Annotated in this window: 15 protein-coding genes; 4 read left to right on the plus strand and 11 right to left on the minus strand. The window is 64.6% G+C overall.

The genetic code is table 11. From position 1 onward, the window contains the following. Window positions 1–150: 150 nt before the first annotated feature. A complete protein-coding gene (locus tag FJ959_RS00065) occupies window positions 151–951 on the plus strand; it encodes a hypothetical protein (RefSeq protein ID WP_140627872.1) in 801 nt (266 codons plus the stop codon). A 19-nt stretch (window positions 952–970) separates the two neighbouring features. On the opposite strand, the gene ptsP is transcribed toward FJ959_RS00065, so the two are convergent. The 5 genes from ptsP to FJ959_RS00090 are packed head-to-tail and all read right to left on the minus strand — an operon-like array spanning window position 971 to window position 5,711. Then, on the minus strand, window positions 971–2,941 hold the full coding sequence (ptsP, locus tag FJ959_RS00070) for a phosphoenolpyruvate--protein phosphotransferase (protein WP_140627875.1): 1,971 nt from the start codon (window positions 2,939–2,941) through the stop codon (window positions 971–973). Window positions 2,942–2,993: 52 nt separating this feature from the next. Continuing rightward, a complete protein-coding gene (locus FJ959_RS00075; protein ID WP_140561612.1) occupies window positions 2,994–3,374 on the minus strand; it encodes a PTS glucitol/sorbitol transporter subunit IIA in 381 nt (126 codons plus the stop codon). A 58-nt stretch (window positions 3,375–3,432) separates the two neighbouring features. After that, on the minus strand, window positions 3,433–4,437 hold the full coding sequence (locus FJ959_RS00080) for a PTS glucitol/sorbitol transporter subunit IIB (protein ID WP_140558471.1): 1,005 nt from the start codon (window positions 4,435–4,437) through the stop codon (window positions 3,433–3,435). A gap of 16 nt (window positions 4,438–4,453) precedes the next feature. Then, window positions 4,454–5,221, minus strand: a complete 768-nt coding sequence (locus FJ959_RS00085; protein ID WP_140501608.1) for a PTS glucitol/sorbitol transporter subunit IIC — start codon at window positions 5,219–5,221, stop codon at window positions 4,454–4,456. Window positions 5,222–5,273: 52 nt separating this feature from the next. Further along, window positions 5,274–5,711, minus strand: coding sequence for a transcriptional regulator GutM (locus FJ959_RS00090; RefSeq protein ID WP_140501610.1), 438 nt, complete (start codon window positions 5,709–5,711; stop codon window positions 5,274–5,276). Window positions 5,712–5,903: 192 nt separating this feature from the next. On the opposite strand from FJ959_RS00090, the gene FJ959_RS00095 reads away from it, so the two are divergent. Beyond that, window positions 5,904–6,545, plus strand: coding sequence for a hypothetical protein (locus FJ959_RS00095; protein ID WP_140517923.1), 642 nt, complete (start codon window positions 5,904–5,906; stop codon window positions 6,543–6,545). Window positions 6,546–6,627: 82 nt separating this feature from the next. Further along, window positions 6,628–7,302 (plus strand): HAD family phosphatase, encoded by a 675-nt coding sequence (locus tag FJ959_RS00100; protein WP_140525806.1) that lies wholly within the window; start codon window positions 6,628–6,630, stop codon window positions 7,300–7,302. A gap of 9 nt (window positions 7,303–7,311) precedes the next feature. Here FJ959_RS00100 and FJ959_RS00105 read toward each other — a convergent pair whose 3' ends face one another. The 6 genes from FJ959_RS00105 to FJ959_RS00130 all read right to left on the minus strand — a co-directional run bounded on the left by FJ959_RS00105 (window position 7,312) and on the right by FJ959_RS00130 (window position 14,367). After that, window positions 7,312–8,427, minus strand: coding sequence for a DUF930 domain-containing protein (locus FJ959_RS00105; RefSeq protein ID WP_140627878.1), 1,116 nt, complete (start codon window positions 8,425–8,427; stop codon window positions 7,312–7,314). Window positions 8,428–8,616: 189 nt separating this feature from the next. Beyond that, window positions 8,617–9,372: a 5'/3'-nucleotidase SurE gene (locus FJ959_RS00110; RefSeq protein WP_140627881.1), complete on the minus strand. Its 756-nt coding sequence runs from the start codon at window positions 9,370–9,372 to the stop codon at window positions 8,617–8,619. Then, window positions 9,369–10,535, minus strand: a complete 1,167-nt coding sequence (locus FJ959_RS00115; RefSeq protein ID WP_140500642.1) for an MBL fold metallo-hydrolase — start codon at window positions 10,533–10,535, stop codon at window positions 9,369–9,371. The genes FJ959_RS00110 and FJ959_RS00115 overlap by 4 nt, the downstream gene beginning before the upstream one ends. Continuing rightward, window positions 10,535–11,611, minus strand: coding sequence for an ABC transporter ATP-binding protein (locus FJ959_RS00120; protein ID WP_140500632.1), 1,077 nt, complete (start codon window positions 11,609–11,611; stop codon window positions 10,535–10,537). The genes FJ959_RS00115 and FJ959_RS00120 overlap by 1 nt, the downstream gene beginning before the upstream one ends. Further along, window positions 11,599–13,302 (minus strand): iron ABC transporter permease, encoded by a 1,704-nt coding sequence (locus FJ959_RS00125; RefSeq protein WP_140500631.1) that lies wholly within the window; start codon window positions 13,300–13,302, stop codon window positions 11,599–11,601. Before FJ959_RS00125 ends, FJ959_RS00120 begins: the two co-directional genes overlap by 13 nt. A 78-nt stretch (window positions 13,303–13,380) precedes the next feature. After that, window positions 13,381–14,367 carry an ABC transporter substrate-binding protein gene (locus FJ959_RS00130; protein WP_140500630.1) on the minus strand — a complete coding sequence of 329 codons (987 nt, stop codon included), beginning with the start codon at window positions 14,365–14,367 and terminating at the stop codon, window positions 13,381–13,383. 263 nt (window positions 14,368–14,630) lie between these two features. On the opposite strand from FJ959_RS00130, the gene FJ959_RS00135 reads away from it, so the two are divergent. After that, window positions 14,631–15,608: a sugar-binding transcriptional regulator gene (locus FJ959_RS00135; RefSeq protein ID WP_140525496.1), complete on the plus strand. Its 978-nt coding sequence runs from the start codon at window positions 14,631–14,633 to the stop codon at window positions 15,606–15,608. Window positions 15,609–15,615 lie beyond the last annotated feature (7 nt).

Consider the following 15,615-nt stretch of genomic DNA (forward strand, 5'->3'; position numbering starts at 1 on the left):
TTCTCCCCGCTCGGCGATGTAGGAGTCACTCGCCGATTCTCCACGCTGGTTTAATATCGCCTATTGAGCTACCAATCGATAGGAACAATGTAGGGTCAGCGGCCGGCTCTCGGCGGCCGAGGCCGGTAGACGTTTTCGAGGCGATTCGCGATGCTCCGACAAATCTCCAGGGATGTCCGCGTCAATTTGAAGGACCGGCTGCGCGACGTCCGCGACATCATTCGCCAGAGCCGCCACGACAGCGACAGCGAGGCCAATCTCGTGCGGGAAGCAACCAGCCATTTGCCGCCGTTCCCGGGCAAAGGCATCGAAGGCCTGCTCGGCCATGCCGCCAGTGCCGTCGACGAAGCCTTGTCGATCGCCGAATCCTTTGTCCCGCATGACCGCCCGACGAAGATCGACGGAACGACCGTGAAAGGCCTTGGCATCTATTTCCCGGCCGGCAACGAGGAACGCCGGTCCAGCGCCGAGCGCGTCTTCCGGCGCGACATGTACTATCTGACCAGGACCGTGCTCGCCGCCCTGAGGATCGACAATGCCCGGATCCACGAGGCGGATTTCGCCGCCGTCCACGCCGCCATGCGAAAACGCCACGCCGGTCTGCTGGCCGCGATACCCGCCAGACCCGGCCCCGCCGCGCTGCCGGCCGTCGCCGCTGCCTGTGCGGCGCTGCTGGTCGAATGCCTCAATCACCGTCCTGTCCGCCTTGTCGAAGTCGAGCCGGAAGCAATGGGCGACCGGACCCTCGACATAGCTTGCTTGGCCCCCGTCGTCCTGGCCTGCGGCCTGGCCACCACGGCCAGCGACGGTGCGCCTGAGCCCGACATGCTGGAGACCGCTGTTCTGGCGGCCGGCATCCGTCACGACCGCGTCGTCAAGGCCTGTGCCAAGGCGAGCCCGGTCGATGAATTGACACCTGTCTTCGCCACCTTGCTTGCCCATTTGCCGTAGCTGCCGGTTCTGGCCGAGACTATCGCCCGAGCGCCATGTCCGCGATGGTCTTCTTGGCGCGCTGGATCGAGGCCGGGCTCATCGAGAGCTCGGTCAGCCCCATCTTGAGAAAGGCCGGGATGAGGTCGGGGCGTCCGGCCGCCTCGCCGCACATGCCCACCATGATGCCGGCGGCCACGCCGGCTCTTGCCGTCAACTCGATCGCCGACATGACGGCCGGGTTGGCGACATCATTGAGCTTGGCCACGGTCGGGTTGAGCCGGTCGGCGGCCATGATGTACTGGGTCAGGTCGTTGGTGCCGATCGAGAAGAACGACACCTCTTTCGCCAGCGCCGGCGCGATCAGAACGGCGGCCGGCGTTTCGATCATCACACCAAGATCGAACGCCGCATGCGGCACGCCTTGCGCCTTCAGTTCCGCCGCGCACTCGGCAACCAGAACCCGCGTCTGCCGTACCTCCGATATGTCGGAGACCATCGGGAGCATCACCTTGATGTTGCCGTGCACGGCTGCCCTGAGCAGCGCCCTGAGTTGGCGCTTGAAGATATCCGGCCGGTCGAGGCACATGCGAATGCCGCGCCAGCCGAGGAAGGGATTTTCCTCGTCGGGAAATTCGATGCCGGCGATCGGCTTGTCACCGCCTATGTCGAGCGTGCGCACGATGACGGGATAGGGCGCGAATGCCTTGGCCAGCGCCGCATAGGTCTCCGCCTGCATGTCCTCGGAGGGCAGATGCATATGACGCATGAACAGAAGCTCGGTGCGGAACAGGCCGACGCCCATGGCGCCGGCTTCCTGCGCTGCCTCGATTTCCTCCAGCGAGCCGATATTGGCGGCGACCTCGATGATCCTGCCGTCCGCGAGTTTGGGCGTCACGGTCTTGAACACGGCCAGTCCGGCGCGCTCCTTGGCCGCCGCCTGGACGCGGGCGGCGAAGTCCGCGCGGGTCGCCGCATCGGGGTCGACGATCACCTGCCCGCCATTGCCGTCCACGGCCACTTCGCGCGCGCTGCGCAGGGCATTGATCTGGTCGCCAAGGCCCAGCACTGCCGGAATGCCGTGCGAACGGGCGATGATGGCAATATGCGAGGTGGCCCCGCCATGGCCGCATACCACCCCGCCGATGCGCTTCAGCGGCGCCCGCGCCAGGTCCCAGGCGCCGATATCGTCGGCGATCAGGATGGCGCCTTCGGGGATATTTTCGAGGCTGGCGTCATCCTGGCCGAGCAACGCCAGACAGATCTGTCGTCCGACCGCATGGCAGTCGTCGGCGCGCGCGTTGAGATAGTGATCATCGACCGCGCTGAAATCGGCGGCTATGGTGGAGGCGGCGGTGATGACGGCTGAGACAGCGTCATTGCCGCTTTTGATCGCCTTCTCGGCCTCGCCGGTCAGGCTGTCGTCGGCGGCGATGTCCCGCAGCGCCGCGATGATGCCGCGATCTCCGGCGGACAGGGTGTCCTGCGCCAGCGCCTTGTCCATGCGCGCCTGAACGGCGGCGACGGCGGCGCGGAACCTGTCGATCTCGCCGGCGATCTCCTCCGCCTGCAGCATGCGGCCCTGTCCAGCGATGTCAGGCGGAAAATGCGCGAAGGCAGGCCCGATGGCGACGCCCTCGCTCGCCGCGACGCCGCGCAAACCGGCCACGCCTGAAGCAGCCGGTACGGGTTCGGACGCCGGCACAATGTCCTCGCCCGTATTGGCGGCCGGTTGCGGATCGTCATCGTCGAGACCTGCCTTCGGATTCTCGAGATAGCCGATCAGCGCCTCGATCGCCTCAATGGCGTCCGCGCCATTCGCCCGCACGGTGACTTCCTGGTTTTCCTTCACCGCCAGCAGCATCAGCTTGACCGAGCTCTTGGCGCTGACCGCCTTGCCGTCCTTGACCAGCTCGACATCGGATTCGAAACCCTTGGCAAGCTTGACGAAGCGCGTGGCGGGACGGGCGTGCAAACCTTCATGCACTCTGACGATAGTCGAGCGTTCCATGGCAAATACTCTGTTGTGGCGCCGCGCCGACATGGGTCGCGGCGCGAATGCTTCAGGCGGCGATGGTGATGATCGCGTCTGTCTTCAGGGCGGCCACGAGCGCTTGAGTGTCGACCTGCGAAGCGCAGATCTCGCCCGGCCGCTCGGCCTCGGTGGCGCCATTGAACGAGATGACGACATGCCCCATCTCGAGCACCTTGCTCCAGGCGCTGGAGCCGACCGCCGTGATTGTCGCGGAAACAGGTCCAAGGGTGATCAACGCGCCCTTCTGCGGCGCGCCTTCGCTGGGCCCGAGTTCCGTCTTGTGGAGCACGGAAACCTCGGCAAGCTCCGGCGGCGAGCCATCCGCGAACAGGATGAGCACGCCCCCTTCGGCAAGGTCCGCCACCTCAGGCCCGATGGAAGTGACCCGTGTTCTCAGCAGAACCGTCATATGGCGAACCTCATTTCCTTTTTCCGGGAAAGCCGTTTCAGGCTTTCCCGGAATTTGCTTAGAACACGATCAGGCTGACGACCCAGGCGATCAGCACCGAGACCGGGCCCATGATCTGGCGGCTGATGAGAACCGCCGGGACGCCGATTTCGATCGTCTTGGGCTTGGCTTCACCGAGCGCCAGGCCGACCGGGACAAAGTCGCAGCCCACCTGGGTGTTATAGGCAAACAGCGCCGGCAGCGCCATCGCCGGCGAAATCGTGCCGTTGGCGATCTGCGGACCGATGATGGCGACGCCGATGACCTGCGCGATGACCGCGCCCGGTCCCAGGATGGGGGACAGGAACGGCAGGCCGCAGATGGCCGAGATGATCAGCAGGCCGACGATGTTGTTGGCGAGCGGTCCCATCGGCTGGGCAAGCACGTCGCCGATGCCGGTGTACAGGATCAGGCCGATGAGCATGGTCACGAAGGCCATGAACGGCAGCACGTTGCGCACCACCTGGTCGATCGTACGGCGGCCGGCATTGAAAAAGATGCCGACCACGCGGCCCATGACGCGGCCGATCGAGCTGATCAGGCCGATCAGCCCGCCTTCGCTCGGTAGCGGCTGTGGTGCCGCGGCCGCGGTGTTGTTGCCTGGACTCATCGATGCTGCTCCCCCCGCAGTGGTGACCGCCTCGGATCCGTCCGCCATTGTGACATTGGCCGGCTTCACGCCCGAAACGTAGATGTCCTCGGTGATGAACTGGGCGAGCGGCCCAGCCTGGCCGACCGGCGTCAGGTTGACGGTCGGGATGCGCTTGCGCGGATAGACGCCGCAGCGTGCGGTGCCGCCGCAGTCGACGACGACGACCGCCATCTCGCTTTCGATCGGCGGCGCCTTGAAGCCGTCGACGGCCGTAGCGCCGGTCATGTCGGCGATGAGCTGTGCCACGGGATGGATGCCGCCTCCGGTGACGGAGACGATCTTATCGCGCTGTGCGGTCGGCTCGATGACGAGCGGGCCGCCCCAGCCTGTGGAGCCCCGGGAGATCCTTACGGCTTTGTATGTCTTGGCCATGATGTCCTCCCCGCCCTTACAGCTCGATGCCCTGGCGGCGTGCCATGATGGCGGTGATGCGCTCGGTCAGCATGCCCTTGAGCAGGATGACGACGAGGCCGACGATGGCGTACCAGATCGCCACCTTGACGTGATAGCCTCCGGCGACGACACCCCGCTTCTCGAGGTCGAGCAAGGCGACCAGCATGCCGCCCCAGACGAAGTATTCGCCGGGGTTGATATGCGGGAACAGGCCGAGCGGCGGATGCACGTAGGAGACAGCCGCGTCATAGAAGGCGGGCTTGTGCTTTTCTTCCAGGAACGATCCGAAGGTGTAAGCCATCGGGTTGGTGAGGAAGAACACCGCCAGCAGAGGCAGCAGCGTATAGCGGGTCAGCGCGATCCTGCCGGCGCCGCGTGCCAGGCCGTGGACGCGCTCCTCGCCGACCAGTTCGGTGACGGCGTAGAAGGCGGTCATCAGCACCACCAGTGTCGGGATGATGCCGGTAACGAAGCCGGCGAACACTTCGCCGCCTTTCTGGAAGATGCCGATGAAGTATTTGCCGATTGCGGTCAGCCAGCCGAGTTGCTCTTCCTGCTGCACGTTTTTCAGCTGTTCCTTCAGCTGATCGGCGGTGACAGGCGCGCTGTCGGTCTGCGCCTGCGCCAACACCACGAGATGATCGGTGGCATGCTCGACGCCGAGCCTGCCGTGCCAGGCAGCATCCGAGACCATGGTGCCTGCAACATGCAGGTTATGCACGGCCATGTCGGCATGCTGCGCCAATAACGAAAATACAGACATTTCTCCTCCTTATGCCGCCCGCCGGTTGATCCCGGCCGGTGCGCGGCGTCCTCTAGGCCCTTGCTACGTTCAAGCCGGACAAGCCCGGCTTCTTCCCCGGCTCCGACCGTGCTTTGTCGATCTGTTCGATCGCCCGTTTCACGGCCTCGGCCACACCGGGTTCCCCCTCCCCCATGATCGCAGGGTTGGACCGGAGTTGATCGAGGGGAACACCCTCGAATTGTTGATGTCGTTTGAATTTGGTGAACACCGAGCGCCCGCTCATGACCATCATGCGGCGCACGATGAGGTCCGGCGTCACCACGACGAGCGCGATGGTGCCCTTGGCCAGCCGGCCGCGAAAATTGCCGGCCCCGACGAAGCCATCCTTGTACTGGTCGGTGACGCCCCGGAAGACATCCGAATAGTGCCGCATCTGCAGCCAGACGCCGAGCGACTGCAGCGCCCACACGATAACCAGAAGAAGCAGTCCCCACTGCCAAATCGCCATTCGGTTCTCCTCCCGAAGCCTTCATTGAACCGCATCTTGGACGGATGCGCGACAACAGCAAAGTGAGAACATTTGTTTCCGAGAATGTCAATATGTATGATATTGACCTCGGTCACGGTCATCCACAGGGCCGTCGGCCGATTTCGGCGACGGCACGGTTGTGCTAGCCTGTCGTCAAACGGGATATGTGAAATGGAACTGCCCTTCAGGGATGAACTGGCCCTTATGCCCGACCTTCGCCATCGGTTGCGGCAATTGCGCTGGTTCCGCGCCACGTTTCGCGGCAGCGCCAAGGTGGTGTCCGACACATTCGGCGTGCGTTTTGAAATCGACGAAGCCAGGCTCACAAGGGCTTTTCTCGACTGGGTCGAGATCATGGAGGCGCAGAAGCGTTTCGCCGCGATCGACCGCGCCGACTTCATCGTCTTTGCCGCCGGCCTCGTGCTGCGCGAACTGATACGGCAGGCGCCGGCCAGGGAAGTCTCCGGCCTCAGCCATCTCGTCGAGACCGAGCAGAATGCCGGCACGCTGGAAATCGTCCGCTTCTGGCCTGAGGGGTTCCTCTACACCAATTATTGCGTTTCGGTGATTTCGGCGATCTACGAGCAGGAATTCGGCTCAGCGCCCAGCATCGACAAATGCGCCGACGACCTGCGCACATGGTGGTCCTATCGCGAGAACGTGACCGAGATGCCGGCCTATGCCGTGGCTTTCCTCGACCGCTTCCTTGGCGCCGAACCGAACTGGATCACGCCGGATCGCGCGCAATCGCGGCAGGCCATGCAAAGGGCGCTTGGGTCGGCCCGGGCCAGCGATGCGCTACGCCAGCTTTGACAGATTTTGGCGCCCGACCACCACGCTATTGAACATTTGACTTTTTGCCGGTAGCAAAGTGCAAAACTCCGGGGAGAAGCGCGTGGCGCGATCAAGGCCTATCATTTTCGATTGCGACGGCGTTCTCGTCGACAGCGAACCGCTGGCCGCGAGGGCCTATGAGCGCGTCTATGAAAAGCACGGCATGCCGGGCGTGCACGGCGGCATCATCGCTCAGTGCATCGGCATGAAACAGTCCGACATCATCGTCAAAATCAGGGAATTGACCGGCCATCAGTTTCCGGCGGCGGCGGATGGCGACATCTGGACCGAGACCAGGATCCTGTTTTCGCAGGAACTGAAGCCGACACCAGGAATCGCCGCGTTTCTGGAGGCGCTTGAGGGCGACCGCTGCGTTGCCTCGTCGTCCTCCGTCGAGCGCATAAACCACAGCCTGGCAGTGACGGCGCTGGCACGGTTCTTCGGCGACGCAATTTACAGCTCCTCGATGGTTAAGAACGGCAAGCCCGCGCCGGACATTTTCCTGTTCGCCGCGGCAAAGAGGGGCGCCAATCCGGCGGACTGCATCGTCATCGAGGATTCGCCCTTCGGTATCCAGGGCGCGGTTGCCGCCGGCATGACGGCGATCGGCTACACCGGCGGCGGCCACACCTATCCCGAGCATGGCGCGCGACTGAAGGCGGCCGGCGCCGATTTCGTCTGCACCGACTGGCAAGAGATCAGCCGGCAATTGTCCGGGCTCGGTGTCCCCGCCTAAGAGCTTGTTCTAGCGAGTGGGTAGTCCAAGCCGAACCCATTCGTCGGGCGGGATTACAGATCCGACACGTAGGCCGAACGACAAAACCCTGGTCACATCGCTGTCGACCTCGCAGCGGAAGCCCACATGGTACCACGTGCCCGTTGCGCGGAAAGCGACATCCGGGGCGTTGAGAATATTGCCGGCCTTCAGCGGCACGCTTGGGATCAAGTCGGGGAAATAAGAGGCGTCCAGCAATTGCTGCTGCAATGCGCTGGCGCAAAGTTTGGCACCACGCTGGGCGCGCGGCACGCCGCCCATCGAGGTCGTGGCCAGCGCATCGCCGGTAGCGTCTTGCGAATAGAGCTTGCGAACGCCCGGAAGCCCGGAATAGCGACGCGACGCGGCACTGGCGACATCAGGGGAAGCTGGGTCTCCCGCGCTCCCCTTGGGGGACTTCGAGACCTTTGAAGAGCCGGGCTTCGGCGCATTTGCGGGTTTGGGCGTCGGCTTTTCAGCCGATATGGGAAGCTCGACCTCAGTGTCGCCGTCATCGGCGGCCAACGGCGGTGCCGCGGCCGTTTGCTTGTCGGCGTCGGGGGTTTCCGCCTCCTCAGCATCCTTCAGGGACTCGGCATCCTTCGCGGCGGTTGCCGGCTTCTCGCCGGCCTCGGGCAACTCTGCCCCCTTTTCGGTGGCCGCCGGCGCGCCAGACTTGGTCTCCGCAGGCTCAGGTGTCACAGGCGGCTTCGACGTCTCCTCCTTGGCAGGCGCTGGCGAATTGTCTTGAGCGCTGGCTCCGTCCAGGGATTTCCTGGGGCCGGCGTCCTTGTCGCCGAACTGAAAGACAGGTCTCAAGGTCTCGATCGGCGGCGTCTTGCGCGGCTGCTTTGCGGGCGGTTCTTCAGCCTTCGTTTCCGGCGGCTTCTCGGCTTTGGGCTCCTTTGGCGGTGCGGGAGCAGGTTTCGGTTTTGGCTGATCGGGCGGAGGCACGAGCGCGACATTTACCGGCTGGTCCTGCTGCGGCTCTTGGGCTGGCCTCGGCAGGTTGTAGAACACCAGCGCTGCGAGGAGCGCATGCAGGATCAGCGATGCGGGCAGCGCCCACAACAGATCCCGACGCCGCTCTCGTGCCTCGTCCTTCATGCTGACCGATGTGGAATGAAATAGCGGCGGCTTCAAGCATAGGCTTTGGATTGATGCAATTTAACCGCTGCACAGCTCGGTGATCTGGATGATCCGCGCCGCTGCGCCGCCCGTCGAGGCGTTGGCACGGCTGGTCGAGCGACCGTACCGTCCTGAATATTCGCAACGACCCTGTTCTGTGACGAGTGACTAGCCTTGCCGCTGGTGCTGGATCTCGTCCAGAAACTGTCCGTCCAGCGGCGTTTCGCCAAACCAGTTCAGCCGGTTGATGCTGACGAAGCCGGCATCGATCGCCTCGTTCTCGTCGCCCGGCTCACTTGCGTGAGCGCGCCCGCGCGGGACTGTGATGACGGTGCGATCGCCGTCGCTCTCCAGGATTTCAGCCTTGCGGCCGATCTTGTCGCGGCCGATGCGCGGCTGCCGGATCCCGGCCGGCAGCGAAGCCGGCAGGTTGATACTGAGCCAATGGCCATCCGCCGCCCACTCTTCACGCGACCGCCAGAGCGAGGCGATCAACGCGCCGAGCCACTCGTCGTCGACACCGCTGAAGTCCGGATTCTTCACCCGGGAAAAGCCGATCGCCGGAATACCCCAGAATGTCGCCTCGCGCGCAATGCCCAGCGTCCCGGAATAGGCAAGGTCCTCGGCGACGTTGCGCCCGTCATTGACGCCCGCCAGAACCAGGTCGGGCTTTTGGCCATCCGCGAACAGCCAGGCCATCGCGCTCACCACGCAGTCGGCCGGAGTGCCGGAACACGAATACCAGCCGGGCTTGACGCGTCGCATCGTCAACGGCCGCGCGATCGTCAGCGACGCGCCCGCGGCGGTGCGCTTGCCGTCGGGTGCCACCACCCACAAATCGTCGCTCAGGCCGCCGGCCGCCTTGACCAGCCGGACAAGGCCCGGCGCCTCGATGCCGTCATCGTTGCAGATCAGGAGTCTCATGTCTCTTTTCCTCGGCGCACCGTTATGCTCTGGCCGGTGCGGCATTGCGGGCGCAGCGACGGAATATGGGCTTTCAGGTCGTCGAGGAGTTCGCTCGCGCAGGAATGACCGAGCGCCTCCGGGCGCCCTGCCTTCTCCCAGATATCGACATTGCCCGACAGCGTTGGGTGGGTGGGCATGCGCACCCAGTCCGCCCGGCCGGCTTTGTGCAGCAGATCGCCGGGGGAGCCGGAGGGCAGATGCCCGGTCAGCAACACCGGAAAGCCGGCCCGGTCGGCGCGCGGCAGCAGGCGGGACGAAGGCCCGGCCTCGCCCATGCCGTCATCGGCCAGCAAGGGCAGCGAGGGCAGCGGGTCGGCGTCGGTCCAGTCTGCGGCACTACCCAGCCGCAAGCGCAGGATCTCGGATACGCCAGGCAGCAGCGCTGAAGTGGCGGCGATCTGCGCTTCGAGCGAAGCACGCATGCCGGCGTGGATGGCGAAGGGTCCCGGCAAGGCCGCGATCAATTCCAGCGACCGCCCCGACAGCGGCGTCGGCAGAAGGCATCCGTTCGAATGGCGCGCCACCCAGCCCGAAATGGCCTCGGCGCGCGCCGCACCCGGCACGGGATCGGCGCCATAGGACGCGTCGAGAACGAGAAGATCGCATTCGGGGATCGCGTCCATCACGAAGACATTGCTGTCCGGCACCACGTCGGCCGAATAGACGACGCGGCTCTTGCCATCGTCGACGGCAAACCAGACGCCGCCGACGACATGTCCCGACCTCCCCGTCCTGACCCTGAGATTGCCGCTCTTCAGCAAATCGCCGGGTTCGAAAATCTCGATGCGATCTTCCGGAAAGGGAAATCGCTTGAGATCCCCGGGATCGGCATAGCCGGCGAGCGTGGCCGGAGCCTCGGCGCGGGTTTCGGCCGTCATGAAAATCGGACCGGCATAGCCGCGCGACAAAAGCCAGCTCAGAGCACCGACGTGATCCTCGTGCGCATGCGAGACAAACAACGCGTCGATGTCGGCGATCGACCCGTCAAGTGCCGGATAGTACTCCGCCCCTGTGGCCCCGACCTTGATGCCGATATCGAGCAGGATGCGATCGTTTCCGCTGCGGACGGCAACGCTGGTGCGGCCCTTTTCGCCGAAGCCGCCGGCCAGGTCCAGCTTCATCACGACGCCGCCTCCGCCGGGATTACCCAGCCGGACTTAATGCGCAGGCGCGCCTGGGCTCCGCTCTCCAGCACGACCGGGTCGGGCTGCTCGAAATGCAAGGTAAGATCAGGTCCTGCGGAAGGCGTAAATTCGATGCGCGCCGAGCCACCCTGGTAGATCACCCGCTTGACGAGGCCATCGAAGCCGGGGCCGTCCGACGAGACGTCGAGATCGGCCGACCGGCAGCAGATCCTTGCGCCAGCGCGCGGCCGCTCGCCTGCCCGGCAGCGGACGACCAGCTCGGTTCCGAGAACCCGGACCTTGCAATGACCCGCCTCCTCGGAGCTCAGCACGTCGGCCGGAAGCAGAATGCCCTGTGAAATGAAGGAGGCCACCATTTCATTCGCCGGCTCATGATAGAGCTCGCGCGGGGTCGCGAGCTGGACCAGGCGACCGTGATCCATCACCGCGATGCGATCGGCCAGCGCCATAGCCTCGGCCTGATCGTGGGTGATGTAGACGATGGTCGTGCCGGTGCGCTTGTGAAAGGCGGCGAACTCGTCCTCCATCGAGGCCCTGAGATGCACGTCGAGATTGGCGAGTGGCTCGTCGAACAATACCAGCGAGGGCGCGGCGACCAGGCAGCGCGCCAGGGCCACGCGCTGGCGCTGGCCGCCGGAGAGGTTGGCCGGCCTACGGTCTCCTAACCCCTGTAGATTGACCAGGGCCAGCGCGTCGGCAACCTTCTGGCGGGCGACCGCCTTGTCCAGCTTTGCAACCTTGAGCGAATAGCCGATGTTCTCGGCGACCGTCATGTGCGGCCACAATGCGTAGTTCTGGAAGACGATGCCGACCCGCCGCTTCTCTGGTGGAACGCTGCCGCCTGCACCCGACACGACCTCGCTGCCGACGCGGATTTCGCCCGACGTCACCTTCTCGAAGCCGGCCACAAGCCGCAGCAACGTCGTCTTGCCGCAGCCGGAAGGCCCGAGCACGGCAAGGAATTCGCCGTCGCCGACATCGATCGAAACGTCCTTGACCGCATCGAACTCGGCGAAGCTCTTGGTCACATGGTCCAGGGTCAATCGCGCCATGGCAGAACTCCACTCGGAAGGTGAGGGGCAAGCAGGTTGGTCACCAGCATCAGCACGAAGGTGACCGCGACCGTGATGACGGACATCGCCGCCGCGTAGTTGGAATCGCCGCCCTGTTCGAACGAGAACATCACCACGCCGATTGTCTCGGAACCCGACGACCACAGCAGCGCCGAGACCGTGAGCTCGCTGAGCGCCGTCATGAAGATCAGCAGGCCGCCGGCGATCGCCGCCGGCGCCACCAAAGGAAAGACGATGGTGCGCATGCGCGTGAACAGGCCGGCGCCCGCCACTTGTGCAGCCTCCTCCAGCGTCCGGTCGATCTGGTGATAGCCGCTGATGGTCGGCCGCAAGGCCAGCACCAGGAAGCGGGCGAGATAGGCGTAGAGGATGATCCAGACCGTGTTGTAGAGCTGTATGCCGGTCAGCGGGATCGGCCGCAGGAACAGCAGCAGCGATGCGATCGCCAGCACCACGCCGGGCAAGGCATAGGGCAGTTCGACCGAAAGATTGAGCAGCCGCACCCAGCGCTGTTTGCCCCAGGCAATGAGATAGCCGATCGGCACGGCGACGAGGACCGCGAAGAAGGCGGCGGCGATAGACAGCCAGAAGCTGTTGAAGAAGGCGCGGCTGGCGGCAGCGTGCTCGAACAACACGAAACGGTAATTGTCGAGCGTCGCCGTCTTGGCGCTGAGCGCGATGCCGTAGCCGGGAACCAGCGACGTCAGCACCAGCCCGAACAGCGGCAGGAACAACACCAGTACGACCAGCAGCCACATGCCGGCCTGGACGACCGGACGCCAGCGGCCAAGCTCGTAGGGCTCGGCGGGCAGCGAGGTGGAGCTGATGCGGTAGTCGCGGCGCCGGCTCATGACCTCCTGGGCGATAATGCCGGCCATGGCGATGATGCCGATCAGCACCGACAGGAACGCCGTCTCGCCGAGCACGGCCGGCCCGCCGCCGGCCAGTTTTTGATAGATCAAGGTCGGCAGCACCAAGTAATTGGCGGGAATGCCGAGAAAGGCGGGAATGCCGAAATTGCCGACGCAGGACACGAAGGCCAGTGCCGCTGCCGCCATGATCGACGGTGTCATCAGGGGTAGCACGATGGTGACGAGCACGGTGAACCAGCTCGCGCCGCCGGCTCGCGCCGCCTCGACCAGTTCGCGCGGCAGCTTGCGCAGGCCGGCGCGCACCAGCAGGAACACCAGCGGGCCATACTGCACGCCGAGCAGCAGGATGATGCCCGACGTGGAATAGAGCGGGTTTTTGGTGCCCAGCGGCGGTGCGGCGCCGAACAGCTTGAGGAACGGGCTGGCCGGTCCGAACAGTTGCAGCCAGGCAAGCGCCGTGACCTGCGGCGCGATCATCAGCGGCATGACGTAGCAGAGCACCAGCGCGCTTCGGCCACGTATGTCGGTCAGCGTGATGAGCACCGCCACCAGCGTTCCCGACAGCACGGCAAGCACCGTGCCGCCTATGCCGACGACAAGCGTATGCCAGGTGGCGATCCAGGTCGCCGGACTTCTCAGTCCGGCCTCCAGGGCCATCGTTGACACCATGCCGCCGGGTGCCACGATTTCCTTGATCAGGCGCAGCATCGGCAGCAGGGACAGCAGCACGATGACGACGGCTACCGCCGCCGTCAGGACCATTTCCTGGCCCCGGCTTTCCCTGATCGTTGATGGCATCGTTGCTTTCCTGAAATTCGACCAGCGCGCAGTGGGGATGCCGCCGAAGCGGCATCCCGGCCGGATCGCCGAGCCTTGTCAGCCGCCGAACAGTTCCGAGAACTTCGCCTTGTCGGCGTCGGTCTTGGCGACGATTGCCTTGGTGTCGAACGACATCACCTTGACCTTGACGCCTTCCGGCAGCCATTCGGGCCGGCCGACCGAGGCCCGTGCCGGCAAGTAGCCCATGGAAAGCGCCAGCTTCTGGCCTTCGTCCGAGAGAATGAAGTCGACGAACTTCTTCGCGCCGTCGACATTCTTGGCCGTCTTCATGATCGCGACCGGTTCCGTCACGGCCGGCACGCCTTCCGAGGGGAACACGAATTCCACCGGCGAGCCCTTCTTCTTGGCGTTCATCGCCATGAAGTCGACGAGGATGCCATAGGGCTTCTCGCCTGATGCCACGGACTTCAGCACCGCGCCATTGCCGCGCACGCTGACGGTGTTGTTGGCCTTCAGCTTCTGGAAGAAATCCCAGCCGTAATCGGCATCGCCGGCGAAGCCCGAAAGCAGGTAGGCGGCGGCACCTGAGTAGAGCGGGCTCGGCATGACGAGACCATCGGCATAGGCCGGCTTGGCGAGATCGGCCCAATGTTCCGGCTTCTCGGCGGCCGCGGTGTTGTAGACGATGCCGGTGGTGATCAGCTTGCTGCCGAAATAGGTCTTGTCGGCGTCGTAAGCATCCGGCTCGATGCCGTCGAGCTTTGCCTCGGGATAAGGCAGCAGCCGGCCGTCCTTCTTCAGCAGCTCCATCGAGACCGCATCGGCGATCAACAGCACGTCGGCCTGCGGGCTGCCGGCGGCGAATTCGGCCGCCATCTTGGTGAGGATGTCGCTGGTACCGGAACGATAGATTGCCACGTCGATGCCGGGCTGCGCCTTCTTGAAGGCCTCGACGGTCTTGGCCGCATCGGCTTCCGGCTGGGATGTGTAGAGCGTCAACGTTTCGGCACTTGCCATGCCGGCAAACAAAGTTGCCGCGAGCGCCAGCTGGCTTCCCAGCAGCTTGATGAATAGCGTCTTCATAAGACCTCCTGTCCTGTCTGTGCACGACTGGCCCGGCCCCGGCCGGTTCCCTGTCTCTTCCTCCCTGCACGGCGCATATGACTGGTGGATGACACAGCGCGTGAGATATACAAAATATGTTCATATGTTCGATGTCAATTACAAATGAACAAAACTGTGCAACAATCGACACGCCGGACATCCGGTGCCAGTTGACACGCGGCCGGCCTTTCTCCGAAGAGGCGATGCGGGGCCCAGGCCAAGGCTCATGAGGACGAAAAGCGATGCCCGTGGAAAAACCGAGACCGGCCCGCTCCGGATTGCCGATGGTGTCGTCGGATCTCAACGTCAAGACGGCGTGGCTCTATTATGTGGAGGGCTTCACGCAGGAGCAGATCGCCGAGAAGCTCGATGTCTCCAGGGTTAAGGTCATGCGCACGCTGGCCGCGTGCACGGCCGAGGGCATCGTCGTCACCATGATCAACGCGCCGACCGCCGAACAGGTGGCGCTCGAACGTGCACTCGAGAAGCGCTGGGGCCTCGATGCCGCCGTCGTCATCCCGACGCCTTCGGCGCAAGAGCACCTGGAGAAGGCGATCGGCCACGCCGTGGCGGCCTATCTCGGCGAGCAGATGCAGGACGGCATGACGCTGGCAATCGGCGGCGGCGCGACCCTGCATGCAAGTTTGGGCTTTCTCGCCCGCCGGCAGCTGAAGCACGCCTCGGTCGTGGCGCTCGTCGGCAGCCTGCCGCATTCGCAATGGATCAATCCGTCGATCGTCGCCGCCAAGGTCGCCGATGTCTTCGAGGTCGACAGCTACCAGATCACTGCGCCGGTGACGGTCGACAACCCCTCGCTGCGTGACCTGCTCTGGGCGCAGCCGGCGCTGCAGGACGTGCGGCAGCGCGCTGCCGCCGCCGATATCGCGCTGCTTACCGTCGGCGACATGTCGCCGGACGCGACCATCTTCCGCCACGGCATCGTGCCGTCGTCGCTCATCGCGTCGCTGAAAGCGAAGGGCGCGGTCGCCAACATGCTGTGCTATTTCGTCGATGCCTCAGGCAGGCTGGTCGACCACGAAGTCAACGGCCGCGTCATGGCCATCGACCTCGATGTCGTCGGCCAGGTGCCGAATGTCGTGCTGGCCGCCGGCGGAAAACGCAAGGTGGCCGCGATCCTCGCCGCGCTGAAGGCCGTCAGCACCAATGTGCTGATCACCGACAGCGATACGGCGACGGCGCTGCTGGCAAAGGCTGGCTGACGCTGCT

This window comes from Mesorhizobium sp. B2-2-4, assembly GCF_006442375.1.
Lineage (GTDB): Bacteria > Pseudomonadota > Alphaproteobacteria > Rhizobiales > Rhizobiaceae > Mesorhizobium.